Annotated in this window: 13 protein-coding genes; 3 read left to right on the top strand and 10 right to left on the bottom strand. The window is 66.6% G+C overall.

The features are described from left to right. From G3N96_RS02005 to G3N96_RS01980, 6 genes are all read right to left on the bottom strand, one after another. A partial coding sequence (locus G3N96_RS02005) for a ChuX/HutX family heme-like substrate-binding protein (protein ID WP_206136053.1) occupies nucleotides 1-1072 on the bottom strand: 1072 nt, incomplete at its 3' end. Between the two features lie 49 nt (nucleotides 1073-1121). After that, entirely contained in the window at nucleotides 1122-3389 is a 2268-nt protein-coding gene (locus tag G3N96_RS02000; protein WP_206136052.1) for a TonB-dependent hemoglobin/transferrin/lactoferrin family receptor, read from the bottom strand. A gap of 238 nt (nucleotides 3390-3627) precedes the next feature. Further along, a complete protein-coding gene (locus tag G3N96_RS01995) occupies nucleotides 3628-3855 on the bottom strand; it encodes a hypothetical protein (RefSeq protein WP_089475968.1) in 228 nt (75 codons plus the stop codon). A 198-nt stretch (nucleotides 3856-4053) separates the two neighbouring features. Then, complete coding sequence (locus tag G3N96_RS01990; RefSeq protein WP_206136051.1) at nucleotides 4054-4437, bottom strand: DUF6232 family protein; 384 nt, start codon at nucleotides 4435-4437, stop codon at nucleotides 4054-4056. A 124-nt stretch (nucleotides 4438-4561) separates the two neighbouring features. After that, entirely contained in the window at nucleotides 4562-4822 is a 261-nt protein-coding gene (locus G3N96_RS01985; protein WP_011353838.1) for a DUF2866 domain-containing protein, read from the bottom strand. A gap of 212 nt (nucleotides 4823-5034) precedes the next feature. Continuing rightward, nucleotides 5035-6192, bottom strand: coding sequence for a porin (locus G3N96_RS01980; RefSeq protein WP_089428929.1), 1158 nt, complete (start codon nucleotides 6190-6192; stop codon nucleotides 5035-5037). Between the two features lie 308 nt (nucleotides 6193-6500). Here G3N96_RS01980 and G3N96_RS01975 point away from each other — a divergent pair, with 308 nt between their 5' ends. Then, nucleotides 6501-7307, top strand: coding sequence for a MetQ/NlpA family lipoprotein (locus G3N96_RS01975; protein WP_124582439.1), 807 nt, complete (start codon nucleotides 6501-6503; stop codon nucleotides 7305-7307). 130 nt (nucleotides 7308-7437) lie between these two features. Here the strand turns inward: G3N96_RS01975 and G3N96_RS01970 are convergent, their stop codons facing one another. The 4 genes from G3N96_RS01970 to G3N96_RS01955 all read right to left on the bottom strand — a co-directional run bounded on the left by G3N96_RS01970 (nucleotide 7438) and on the right by G3N96_RS01955 (nucleotide 11804). Further along, nucleotides 7438-8553, bottom strand: coding sequence for a succinylglutamate desuccinylase/aspartoacylase family protein (locus G3N96_RS01970; RefSeq protein WP_069252629.1), 1116 nt, complete (start codon nucleotides 8551-8553; stop codon nucleotides 7438-7440). A 225-nt stretch (nucleotides 8554-8778) separates the two neighbouring features. Beyond that, on the bottom strand, nucleotides 8779-9561 hold the full coding sequence (locus tag G3N96_RS01965; RefSeq protein ID WP_089428931.1) for an ABC transporter substrate-binding protein: 783 nt from the start codon (nucleotides 9559-9561) through the stop codon (nucleotides 8779-8781). A 226-nt stretch (nucleotides 9562-9787) separates the two neighbouring features. Next, entirely contained in the window at nucleotides 9788-10708 is a 921-nt protein-coding gene (locus G3N96_RS01960) for a LysR substrate-binding domain-containing protein (RefSeq protein WP_206136050.1), read from the bottom strand. A 148-nt stretch (nucleotides 10709-10856) separates the two neighbouring features. Beyond that, nucleotides 10857-11804, bottom strand: a complete 948-nt coding sequence (locus tag G3N96_RS01955) for a helix-turn-helix domain-containing protein (RefSeq protein ID WP_206136049.1) — start codon at nucleotides 11802-11804, stop codon at nucleotides 10857-10859. A 106-nt stretch (nucleotides 11805-11910) separates the two neighbouring features. Between G3N96_RS01955 and G3N96_RS01950 the strand changes: the two genes are divergently transcribed. Then, entirely contained in the window at nucleotides 11911-12219 is a 309-nt protein-coding gene (locus G3N96_RS01950) for a DUF3817 domain-containing protein (RefSeq protein WP_124582434.1), read from the top strand. Beyond that, the gene (locus tag G3N96_RS01945; protein ID WP_206136048.1) at nucleotides 12216-12617 is read left to right on the top strand and encodes a CopD family protein; all 402 of its coding nucleotides are present in this window, start codon (nucleotides 12216-12218) and stop codon (nucleotides 12615-12617) included. Before G3N96_RS01950 ends, G3N96_RS01945 begins: the two co-directional genes overlap by 4 nt. Nucleotides 12618-12657 lie beyond the last annotated feature (40 nt).

Here is a 12657-nt window from a genome sequence, read left to right as displayed (position 1 = left end):
CAGCGGCCGGCAGCGTCGCGACGAGCGCACGCCAGTCGTCGCGTTCGACCTTGCCCGGCTTGCGCGCGCCGAACAGCAGCGCGACGTGGTCGCCCTGCCGGTCGAACAGTTCGAGCGACGTGACGATGCCGTCGCTCGTCGGTTTCTTCACGACCCACGCGGCGGCGATCAGGTCTTCGCGCACGTGCAGGTTGAAGTCCGGGTCGAGCACGTTGATCCACGCGCCGACCTCGCGCACGTTCGCGACGGGGCCCGTATGGATCTGGATCATCCCCGCGTTACCGACGAACACCATGATCGGCTGGCCGCTCTGCGCGGCTTGCTGGAGCACATGGCGCAGCGCATGCGCGGTTTCGACCGGATACGCGTATTGCGGATCGGCGAGCCGCAGCGCCTGCATGCGGCTCACGCCGAAGCGCTGCGTGATGCCGAAGAACTGGTGCGTGTCGGTCATCGCGTCCCACGCGGCGCGGAAGCCCGCGACGTCGATCTCGGAGTCGGCGCGCTCGGGCGTTTTCGGCGCGGCGGGCGCGACCTCGAGGCCCGGCTCCTGCGACGGCGCACGCCAGCGCTCGACGAACGCGTCGTACGCCGCGTGGTCGCTGTGCGCGCGCAGGTAGACCTTGTGGATCGCATGACCCTGCGCGTCGAAGAACTGCAGGCTCTTCAGCGGGCCGTGCGCGGTTTCGTCGCGCACCGCGAACGCCGACACCCAGTGACGATAGAAGATGCGCAGGTCGATATCGCCGAGCGCGAGGCCGACGGGGCCGTCGTGGCTCATCTGCGCATACTCGCCATCCTTTTCGTGGACGGCCGTGTCGTTGCGCGTGAGCGCCATCACGCGGCCGAGGCGCGGCATTTCCTCGAACATCGCCGGAAAGCGCGCATCGAGCCGCACGACGTGCTCGCCGACGAACGCGGCGAGCGCCTCGCCTTCGCTGACGCCGAGCGCTTGAGCTACGTCGCGGTTGCGCAACTGGCGCTCGGTCTTGAGCTGGATGAACGCGTCGCGCAGCGCGGCGGCCGCGCGGGCCGGCGTGGCCGGTTGACCGGGAAGGGCGGATTGCATCATGTCGGACTCCTTCAAGTAACGGTTGGGGTGGCAGCGCGGGCGACGCGCATCAGAAATCCACTTTCATGCTGACGGCGACCGTGCGTCCGGACGACGTATACGCATCGAGCACCTGCGAATCGGCCGCGATGCCGCGCACGTCCGACCAGTTCCAGTATTTGCGGTCGAACAGGTTGCGGATGCCGATCGTCGCGCTGACGTGCTTGTTGAAGCGGTAGCCGCCGCGCAGGTCGACGACGAACGACGACGGCGGCGAGAAGCACGCCTTGTTCGAGCAGTCGGACTTGTCGATGTCCTTGTCGCGTTTCGCGGCTTGGAACAGCAGGTCGGTCTGCACGTACCAGCGCTCGGTCGGCTCGTAGCGCACGCCGAACACGGCCGAGAACGGGTTGACAGTGTTCAGCGGCTGGCTGGCCGCGCCGTCGTTCTGCGTCGAGCCCTTCGTGAACGCCATCGCCGTCTTCAGCGTGATGCCGTTCGGCATCACCCATTCGGCGCGGCCTTCGAGGCCGTGAATGCGCGCGTCGGCGAAGTTCACGTACTGGAACACGAACGGATCGGCTGGCCGGCCGCTGCCGGCGATCGTCGTGCGCGAGATGAAGTTGCGGTAGCGGCCCGTGAACGCGGCGGCGCTGTAGCGCACCACGCCGTAGCCGGTGCCGGCCTTGCCGCGCAGCCCCGCTTCGAACGTATCGCTCGTCTCGGGCTTCAGGTTCGGATTGCCGATCGACGTATAGCCGTACACGGGGTTCGAGAAGCTGCTGTTCACCTGGTCGGGCGTCGGCGCGCGGAAGCCGTGCGCGTACTGCACGTACGGGATGACCGCGGGCGTGATCTCGTAGAGCACGGCGACGCGCGGCGACAGTTCGTTCGCGCTCGTCGATACGGCCTTGCCGGTGAACAGCGGATCGTTGGCGGTCGGGCTCAGCCGGTACGTGTCGAAGCGCAGGCCCGGCGTGACGAGCAGGCGGCCGTAGCCGATCCGGTCCTGCATGAACGCGCCGAACAACGTGTAGTCGGTGTCGGGGAACGCCTTGTTCGGGAACGCCTCGCCGACGCCCGGCACCGTGCCGTCGCGCAGGTTCGTCACGCGCGACACGCTGCCGTCGACGCCGTAAAGCAGCTTGTGCGCGAACGGGCCGGTCGCGAAGCCGCTTTCGGCGAACGCGGAGCCGCCGAACGTGCGCTCCTTGTACTGGTTGTCGCGCGAACGCGAAGCCGCCCGGCCGCGCGTCTCGAACGCGTACTGGTCCTGCTTCGCGTCCTGGTAGTAGAACTGCACGTGCGCGGTCTGGAACCAGCGGAACGCATCGTCGCGGAAATCGTAGTCGACGCTGAAGCGGTTGCGCTCGAGCCGGTCGTAGGTCGTGAGGCCGAGCGTGGTCGGCGGGCTGATCGCCGACAGCACGTCGGTGCTCACGCGGCGCTGCACCGTTTCGGCGGTGAACTTGATCGTGTCGCGCGTGGTGGGCGTCAGCACGAGCTTGCCGAGCAGCGACTCCGAATAGACGTCCTGCGGGTTCGACGTGGTGCGCAGCGTGCTTGCCGAGTTGTTGCTGCCGCGCGTATCGACCTCGTGGCCGCGCCGGCCGTCGGCGATGATCATCCCCTGCACGCGATCGTTGCCGCCCGCGGCCGACACGGTCGCGCCGGCGCTGCGGTCGGCCGAGTCGTAGCTCGGCCGGAGCGAGAAGTAATAGGGCTTGTTGTAGATCGACAGCAGGTCGCGCGGGTCCTTCGTGATGAAGTTCACCGCGCCGGTCAGGCCGTCGCTGCCGTACAGCGCCGACGCCGGCCCGCGCAGGATCTCGATGCGCTTGAGCGTGCCGAGATCGGCGTAGTCGCCGCGCCCCGCTTCGAGCGGCCCGAACGAAAACGCATTCGGCAGGCGGATGCCGTCTTCCATCAGCAGCACGCGATTGCCTTCGAGGCCGCGGATGTTGATGCTCGAATCGCCGTCGCGGCCGCCGCCGAGCGCGGCGCTGCCGGGCCGGTACGCGGTGCGGCGCACGGTGACGCCGGGCTCGTAGCGCAGCGCGTCCTTGATGTTGGTGGCCTGCTGTTCTTCCAGATCCTCGTCGGTGATCACCGACACGGACGCCGCCGTGCGGCTCGCGGCCGTGGCGGTGCGGTTGGCCGTGACGGTGACGGGATCGAGCAGCGCCGCGTCGCCGCGTGTGGACGCGGCGACGAGGAGGGCGGCAGGCGGGTTGGCTCCTTGCGGCGTCGAATCGGCGTGAGCCGTGGCGGCGGACAGGCCGAACGCGCCGAACAGCGCGGCACAGATCGGCCGCCGCGCCAGCGTATAGCAATGCACAGGTGGTCTCCCATTGATGATGACAAGCCCGAAGGCTGGCTGGGCGACGCGTTCACCTGGCTGGCCCGCCCGCGCACGGAAGGCGGCGAGCGGCGAATTGAAAGGCAACTGATAATTTTGCCAGTGTAAATGAGAATTATTATCAATACAAGAACGGAAAGCGGCTCGCGTGGGTGAGCGCTTACCTGCGCGGCTCGGGCGAGTCGCGGCGGAAAATTCGGGAAAAACGCGGGCGTGGCTAGGCCAGCGCTTCGATGCGGATCAGCAGGTTGCGCGCATGCGTGATGAACGCGTCGTGCGTCGCGCGATCGCCGTGGCTTTCGAGGCCGGCCTGCTCGGCGAACGCGATTTGTTCGGTGTAGAGGTCGACGAGCGCTCGGCGTGCGTCAGGGGGAAGCGCGCGGATCATCGACACGATCAGCAGTTCCTGCGCGCGAAGCGTGCCGGACAGCGTCTGGACGTTCATGCTGGCCTCCATCGGACGATGCGGCGGCGAGCCGCTCTTTCCATACTAGGCGGTCGGCGGTCGCAGCGCAGGCGCGGTATTGGCGACGAGGAGGCGGAATGCGATTCGACGCGGTAATCGACGCTGCCGTTGCGCGGCGCGAAACGCGCCACGCGTGGGGAGCACCGCGAATCGAAGCGTGCAGGGAAGCGAACGGAATCAGCCGGCCGCTTTCGCGGCCTGCGCATCGCGCACGACCTGCGCGACGCGTTCGACGAACTCGACGTCGACGCTCGACAGCGCTTCGCGCGTGCCGTCGGGCATCTCGACCATCAGGCGATACGTGACGTCCTGCGTGGCCCAGGCGAGATAGCCGACGACGGCGAGCATCACGCCGACGACGAGCGCGGCGCTCGATCCGGCGATGCCGCCTGCGACGGCGACGGCCGCGCCGATCAGCGAGATCAGCGACGGCACGAGGCGGTTCTTCGGAATCTTGACGACGTCGACCTGGCGGATGTCACGGAGTGCGAATACCTGCCCGGCGGCCGACAGGCCGTTGCGCGTGATCATCACGCCACGTTCGTTGAATGCGTTTTCCATCGTGTGTTGCGTGGACGAAAACGCGCAGCGTAGCAGGTTTCGTTGCGGCATCAAACGAGACCGACTGCCGCACGATGCGTGCGGCGCGGGTGGAACCAGGGAAGCGGATGGAGCGGGAAGGCGTTCAGAACTGCAGGCGGCCGTCGCCGTAAAGCCGGCCCGGCACGTGCGAGGCGACGACCTCGGCGATCTCTTCGTCGGTCGATTCGGCCGGCACGATCTGGCGCCGCGCGGGCGCGTCGAGGTGCATCGTCCATTCGACGAGGCGATACGGCCGGCCCCACGGGCGCTGCATTTCGACCGATACGCGGCAGCTCTGGACCGGCATCGAGTGTTGGCACGTCAGAATCGCGTGCAGATGGCTGAAAACGGTATCTTCGATCATCATGGCCTCCGATCCTGTCTTGTCTTGTGGGCAATCGATGGCGGCGCCGTCGGCGGTTCAAAAAAAAAGCCGCCGATGTTCAGGCGGCCAACAGGGGGGGTGAGAGCATCCTCTCAGCCCAGAATTAAGCGAAACTTAAAAGCCCATAAAAAAGCGCCCCGCGTGGAGCGGGGCGCTTCTTGCCGTCGTGATCCGCGAGTTAAGCGGATGCTTTAGAACTTGTGACGGATACCGATACGTGCGGCGATCTGGTTCTTCGAACCCGTGCCCGACGTATTGAAGTAGCTCGTGCTCGAGCCGATCTGCGCTTGCACGCCCTTGCCCGACGCTTGCTGGTACACGACCAGGCCGTACACGTCCGTACGCTTGCTGAGTGCGTAGTCGGCGATACCGTTGACCTGGTTCCAGTGCCACGAGTTGCCGCTCTGCGTCGCGTTCGTGTACGTGTAGCCGAGGCCGCCCGACAGCGCCGGCGTGAAGGCGTACTTCGCGCCTGCTTCATACGCGTTGTAGAACGTGCCGCCGGCGCCCGACACGGTCGAGAACTGCGTACGCGTCCACAGCAGCCATGCCGTTGCCGGGCCCCAGACGTAGCGGCCACCGACGCCGTACGTGCGCAGGTCGCGGACGTTGCCCGTTGCGATATTTGCGATCGTCGTCGAGAAAGCCGGCGTCGACTGGCTCGGGAAGCGGATGTCCGTGTACGCTGCGCCCAGCGAGAACGGGCCGTTCGCGTAGTTCAGGCCGAAGCTGTATGCGCGCGACGAGCCTGCCGTCGTCGTCGTGCCCGTCGTCGTCGCCGGTGCGCCTGCGAAGTCCGTCGAGTTCGAGAAGCCGTACAACGCGCCGAACGTGAAGCCCGAGTAGTTCGCGCTCTGGAACTTCACGGCGTTGTTGATGCGGCTCGACGTGAGCTGGTCGAGGTCGTTCACGTGGTACGCGTAGTTGCCCGCGACCGTGTTGCCGCCCGTCGAGTAGTTCGAGCCGAGGATGTCGGTCGAGAACGAGTACTGGCGGCCGAACGTGACCGTGCCGTATTGCGACTGGCTCAGGCCGACGTAAGCCTGGCGGCCGAAGATCGCGCCACCCTGGCCGATCGTGCCGTTACCGCTGTTGAAGCCGTTTTCGAGCACGAAGATCGCCTTCAGGCCGCCACCGAGGTCTTCGGTGCCGCGCAGGCCCCAACGGCTGCCCTGGGCAACGCCGTCGTCGTACTTGAACAGCTTGCCCGTGCCGCCGTTGGCGGTCTTGCTGTGGTTCACGTAGCTGATACCGGCATCGATGACGCCGTACAGGGTCACGCTGCTTTGTGCGTGCGCCGTGCCGGCCGTTGCTGCCAGAGCGGCGATGGTCAACAGTTTCTTGTTCAAAGGGTTCTCCGAGCGAATAAATGGCGTGTCCAGTTGCGGTTCCGGCGCTCTCTATGGGCGCTTTCACGGACCGGCGGCAACTTTATCGAGGGGCCACGTAATGAATATGACAGCGACTGTCATATGAAGAATCTGTGGCGTCGATGCGACACTGAATTCTGCCCGGTTGTATAGTCGGTGGTTATACCGATTCAGACTGAGATTCGTCCGAAATCAGGAATATGTACATGAAATAAGCTTGGTTGGCGGCGTTCCGGCCCCATGCCACGATCCGTGTTCCAACAAACGACACGGGACAAGAGGTCACCATGCGACGTTCATTCCTGACCGGCCTCGGCGCACTCGCCGCCGCGCTGGCATTCGCGGCGCCCGGCGCCCACGCCGACTCGCAAACGCTGAAAATCGGCACGATGAGCGGCCCCGACGCCCAGATCTGGACCGAGGTGACGAAGGTCGCCGCGCGCGAAGGTCTCGCGATCAAGGTGATCGAATTCAACGACTACGTGCAGCCGAACGCGGCGCTCGATTCCGGCGATCTCGACGCGAACGGCTTCCAGCACCAGCCGTTCCTCGACAGCCAGATCAAGCAGCGCGGCTACAAGATCGTCAACGTCGGGCTCACGTACACCGCGCCGATGGGTTTCTACTCGAAGAAACTCAAGTCGCTCAAGGACTTGCCGGTGGGCGCGAAGGTCGGGATCCAGAACGATCCGTCGAACGGCAACCGCGCGCTGCTGCTGTTGCAGAAGTACGGCGTGATCAAGCTGAAGCCGGGCGTCGGCGCGAACGGCGTGAATGCCACGCCGCTCGACATCGCCGAGAACCCGAAGAAGATCAAGATCGTCGAGCTCGATTCCGCGCAGTTGCCGCGCGCGCTGCCCGACGTCGATGCCGCGTCGATCAACACCGACTACGCGGTGAAGGCCGGGCTCACGCCGGTGAAGGATGCGATCGCGATCGAGGATCTGCGCGGGCCGTACGCGAACCTGATCGCGGTGCGCGCGCAGGACAAGGACAAGCCGTGGGTGAAGAAGCTCGTCGCGGCCTATGAATCGGACGACGTGCGCAAGTTCATCGACCAGAAGTTCGGCGGCGCGATCATCCCGGCGTTCTGAACGTTTTCACGTACCGGATGGCCGGATATCGACGATCCGGAAAGCCAATCGCCCGCGCAAGCGGGCGATTTCGTTGGTGCGGGCGGATGAACGCGATGCGCGCCGTGCTCCGGCGCGCACACCCGGCCGCTCAGGCCGACAGCAGCGAACCCGTGCGGATCGCGGTCGCGCCGGCAATCCGCGCGACTTCCATGCCGGCCGTGGCGAAGCGTACGATCTGGCGCGCGTACAGCACGCCCGACACGCTGCTCTTCAGCGTGACGACGCGATCGGTCAGCGGATCGACGATGTCGGCCACGGCCTGGCCGGCCTCGATCATCACGCCGACCGGCGTGCGGAACACGATCACGCCTGACACCGGCGCGACGAGCGGATCGGTGCCCGCGAGCGGCGTGGCCGGATGCGCGAGCGGCGGCAGCGGCGCCGGCGTGCCGTCGACGACCCCACGCTCGGTCAGGTATTCGACGATCGCCTGTGCATCCTTTTCGGCGAACTCGTACGACACGTCGCGCTCGCTGCGCAACTCGATCGTGACGGAAATCGCGCCGTTCGGGATCGGGAAGCGGTCGCCGAAGCGGTTGCGCAGGTCCGACCAGCAGAAGCTGTGGATCTCGTCGAACGGGTTGCCGACCGAATTCAGCGCGAGCAGCGACGCCTGCGCGTCGAGGTAGCGCGACAGCGGCTCGACGTCCGGCCACAGATCGGGATTCGTGTAGAGGTGCATCACCGCATCGCTGTCGCAGTGCAGGTCGAGCACGATATCGGCGTCGAACGACAGCTTTTGCAGCGCGAGGCGTTGCGAGTCGAGCTCGGTACGCGGCTTCTGCTCGTCGAGCGCTTCGCGCATCGCGGCGCGCACGGCGACGAGGTTGTGCTGCGCGTCGTGGGTCAGGCGGTGTTCGACGCGCGGCAGCACGAGCGCCGCGAGATCGTAGAAATTGCGGTTGAAGTTCTGCATCGAGCCGAGCTCGAAGCGGCCAAGATGATCGCCGAACACGTGTTGCGACAGGCCGATCGGGTTCGGCACGGGCACGATGACGACTTCGCCGCGCAGCTTGCCGGCCGTCTCGAGCGCGGCGATCTTGCGGCGTAGCAGCGTGGCGACCAGCATGCCGGGCAGTTCGTCCGCGTGCAGCGAAGACTGGATATAGACCTTCTTGCCGCCGCGCGGGCCGTAGTGAAAGCTCGTGATCTGGCGTTCGGTACCGACGGCGGGGGAAATCAGCGGATGGGTCTGCGTTTGCATGATGGGGGAGTGCGGCGCAGCCGCGAATGATCCGGTGTGCGTGGAAGATCGATTGTACGTTGCCTTCCTCGCCGCCATCAAACCGGCGCCAGAACACGCCGTTTCCCTTTGAGAATCATCAGGTTGGGGCGGAAAAAATAACGCTGCCGGCACGGCCCGCGCAAAAAAACGGGCTCCTTGCGGAGCCCGTTCGTGCCGAAGCGAAGCGTGCGCTTGCCGGGCGGATTACTTGCCGTAGACGTCGAAATCGAAGTACTTCTTCGCGATCTTGTCGTACGTGCCGTCCTTGCGCATGCCGGCGATCGCGCCGTCGATCTTTGCCTTCAGGTCGGTGTCTTCCTTGCGCAGGCCGATGCCGGCGCCGTTGCCGAGCGTCTTCGGATCGTCGATGTCCTTGCCGGCGAAATCGAAGTTCGCGCCGCGCGGCGTCTTCAGGAAGCCGATTTCAGCTTGCACCGCGTCCTGCAGCGCGCCGTCCAGGCGGCCCGAGATCAGGTCGGCGTAGACCTGGTCCTGGTTCTGGTAAGGCACGACGTTCACGCCCTTCGACGCCCAGTACGTCTTCGCATAGGTTTCCTGGATCGTGCCCTGCTCGACGCCGACCGACTTGCCCTTCAGCGATTCGGCCGTCGGCATCAGGCCGGTGCCCTTCTTCGTGACGAGGCGCGTCGGCGTGTTGAACAGCTTCGCCGAGAAGGCGATCTGTTCCTGACGCGCCGGCGTCATCGACATCGACGACAGCACGCCGTCGAACTTGCGGGCCTTCAGCGCCGGAATCATCCCGTCGAAGTCGTTTTCGATCCACACGCACTTCGCGTTCATGCGGCGGCAGATTTCGTTGCCGAGGTCGACGTCGAAACCCACAACCTTGCCGTCAGCGCCTTTCGATTCGAAAGGCGGGTAGCTTGCGTCGACGCCGAACCGCACGGTCGTCCAGTCCTTCGCATACGCGGTGCCTGCCGATACGGCGAGCAGGGCTACGGTCACAGCCGCAAGAATCTTTTTCACTCGGTGACTCCTCGTTTTGTTCGATGGGTGCGCGGTTGTGCCGCGCCGTAAGCCTTCGGCCCGGCGCGGCTTCGCGACAGGCTGTCCGTTTCGCCCACCCGATGCGGGCGCGCGACGTGCGGAAGATTATCAAGACAAAATACCGGCAGGGCGCCTAGGACAAGCCCCGATACCGGGCCCGGCGGCGGCGCATGAGGGGCGCCGCCGTTTCAGACACAGGAACGATTCAGCCGAGCGTTTCGTTGACCGCGCGCTGCAGGCACGTGACGAATTGCGTGACGGCGGGCGTGGGCAGCAGGTCGCGCCGCGCGATGATCGACAGGTCGAAGCGCGGCATGGTTTCGTCGAGTTCGGCCGTGCGGATGCCCAGCGGCGCGACCATCGCGGCGAGCGGGCGCGTGAAGCAGCCGATCACGTCCGAGCGCGCGACGAGCCCGAGCGTGACCGCGAACGACATCGGCGAGCGCAGCAGGCGCTTCGGCAGCGGTAGCCCGTGCGCCTCGAACATCCCGACCATCACACTGTGCGGAAACTGCTCGGCGCCGACGGTGACGATCCACTCGGCATCGAGCAATGCCTCTAACCGGCGCGCATGCGCAAGCGGGTGGCCTTCGCGCATCACGACGGTGAATTCGGTCGACAGCAGCGGCAATTGCGTGAAATCGCGGTCGAGCGCCGGCACGTGGTGCATCGCAGCGATATCGAGCGTGCCGTTGCGCAACTGCGCGAGCGCGTCGGGCACCGTCACTTCCTCGAGATGCAGGCTCACGTTCGGCATCGACTGGCGGAACGCCGTCACCGCGTGCGGCAGCGCGGTCAGCGCGATCGACGGCATCGTGCCGACCGCCACGCGCCCCGACATCTCGCCTTTCACCTGCTCGACGGCCTCGACCGTGCGGCGGATATCGCCGAGCAACTGTTCGGCGCGCGGCAGCAGCGCATGGCCGCACGCGGTCAGCTCGACGCCGCGCACGCTGCGCGCGAGCAGTTCCGCGTTGAGCGCCGTCTCGAGCTCGCGGATCGTGTGCGTGACCGCGGGCTGCGTGACGCCGAGTTCGCGCGCGGCGGCGCGCAGGCTCTTGTGATGCGCGGCGGAGACGAACGCCTGGAGCTGCGCGAGGTTCAGGGGGTTGCGGATGCGGGTCATCGATCGGGTCCGGTTGGCGCGATGCTGTGGCGGGCGACGGGTTGCGGCGGAATTTGATGGCAATCCTGACGGTTGCGTGCACAGGGCTTTGCGTCGGTGAAGTGACGTATCGCGAGCCGAGATGCGGTGGGTGGCAACGAGGTGATCATCATGCGCCGGACCGCGCGCGGAACGTCTGGCGATACCGCTGCGGCGACGTGCCGACGATGCGCGCGAACCGCTCGCGAAACGCGGTGACCGAACCGAACCCGGCCTCCGTCGCGACATGCTCGATCGACAGCGCCGTGACTTCCAGCAACTGCTGCGCATGCCTGACGCGCGCGGTCTGCAGCCATTGCCGCGGCGACGTGCCCGTCTGCTCCTGGAAGCGCCGTGTCAGCGTGCGCACGCTCGTCGACGCCTGGCGGGCCATCGCGTCGAGCGTGAGCGGCTTGCGCAGGTTGGCCTGCAGCCAGTCCATCAGGTCGTGCAGGCCGTCGGTGCCGCTCGGCCATTCCGGCGCGATGAACTGCGCCTGCCCGCCTTCGCGGACCCGCGGCGCCACTGCACAGCGCGCCGCGTCGACGGCGACTGCAGCGCCGTAGTCGGCCTGGATCATGTGCAGGCACAGATCGAGGCCGGCCGCTGCGCCGGCCGACGTCAGGATCTGCCCGCTGTCGACGAACAGCACGTTCGGATCGACCGTCACGCGCGGATAGCGGCGCGCGAGTTCGGCGGCCGCGAGCCAGTGCGTCGTCGCGCGCAGGCCGTCGAGCAGCCCGGCTTCCGCGAGCACGAACGCGCCGCTGCAGATCGACGCGATCCGGCAACCGCGCGCGGCCGCCGCGCGTAGCGCCGCGATCACGGGGCGCGACGTGGGCGCGAGCGGCACCGACGTGCCGGGAACGACGATCGTGTCGGCCTCGGCGAGCGCGTCGAGACGAAACGGAGGCCGCAGGTCGAACAGGTCGCCCGCGACACGCGCGTGCTCGCTGCACACGCGAACGCGGTAGGGCTGCGCGACGGTGGGCGAGCGCACGCGCGCGAACGTGTCGCACGCGATGCCCAGATCGAACGGGACGACATCGGGCAGAGCAAGAACGGCGACCGTATGCATGGCGTGCGGGGGCTTGGCCAGAATCCGTTTAAAGATGTCATTTTAGCCAATGGCCCGGAACGGCACCACACGCGACAATCGCCGCAGTCCAACCTGGAGGCTGCCGATGCACCGAGACGATCGCAATGCGCTGCGGAACCTGCAATACCTGTCGCTGCTGGAGGCGACCACGCTTGTCGTGCTGGTATGCGTCGCCGTGCCGCTCAAGCACCTGGCCGGTTATCCGGCCGCGGTATCGATCATGGGCCCGGTGCATGGCATCGCGTTCGCGATGTACGTGTGGGCGGTCGTCGGCACCGCGTCGAGCGGGCTGTGGAGCAAGGCCGAAGTCGCGCGGCTCGTGCTGGCGGCCGTCGTGCCGTTCGTCGGCCTGACGAGTGCCGGATGGATCGCGCGCAGGAGGCAGGCTCAATGATCTACCTGGGGCTCAAGGCGATCCATGTCGTTGCCGTCGTCACATTCGTTGGCGGCTTGCTGATGTTGTCCGTCGGTGTGCGTATCGCCAACCTCGCCGTGCATCGCGCGGTGCGCCGCTGGGATCGCACGGTGACGGTACCGGCGCTCGTGCTCGTCTGGATCGCCGGGATTGCATTGGCGCTGAACGGTCACTGGTTCGGCGCGGCTTGGCTGTCGGTGAAGCTCGTGGTGGTCGTTGCGCTGTCGGCGCTGCACGGGATCCTGGCCGGCACGCTGCGGCGCATGGAACGCGACGATCTCGTCGTCGTGCCGGCGCCGTGGCTCGGGCACGCGGCAGGCGCGGTCGTGGCCGCGACGGCGATCGTCGTCGGGCTGGTCGTGATCAAGCCGTTTTGATGCGGATAGCCCTCGCATGCCGCAATGGCTGGCGGGGCAA

Origin of the sequence: Burkholderia sp. Se-20373 (assembly GCF_017104705.1) — a bacterium.
Classification (GTDB): Bacteria; Pseudomonadota; Gammaproteobacteria; order Burkholderiales; family Burkholderiaceae; genus Burkholderia.
The sequence above is the reverse complement of the archived record's forward strand: the minus strand, read 5'-3'. Positions and strand labels throughout refer to the sequence as shown.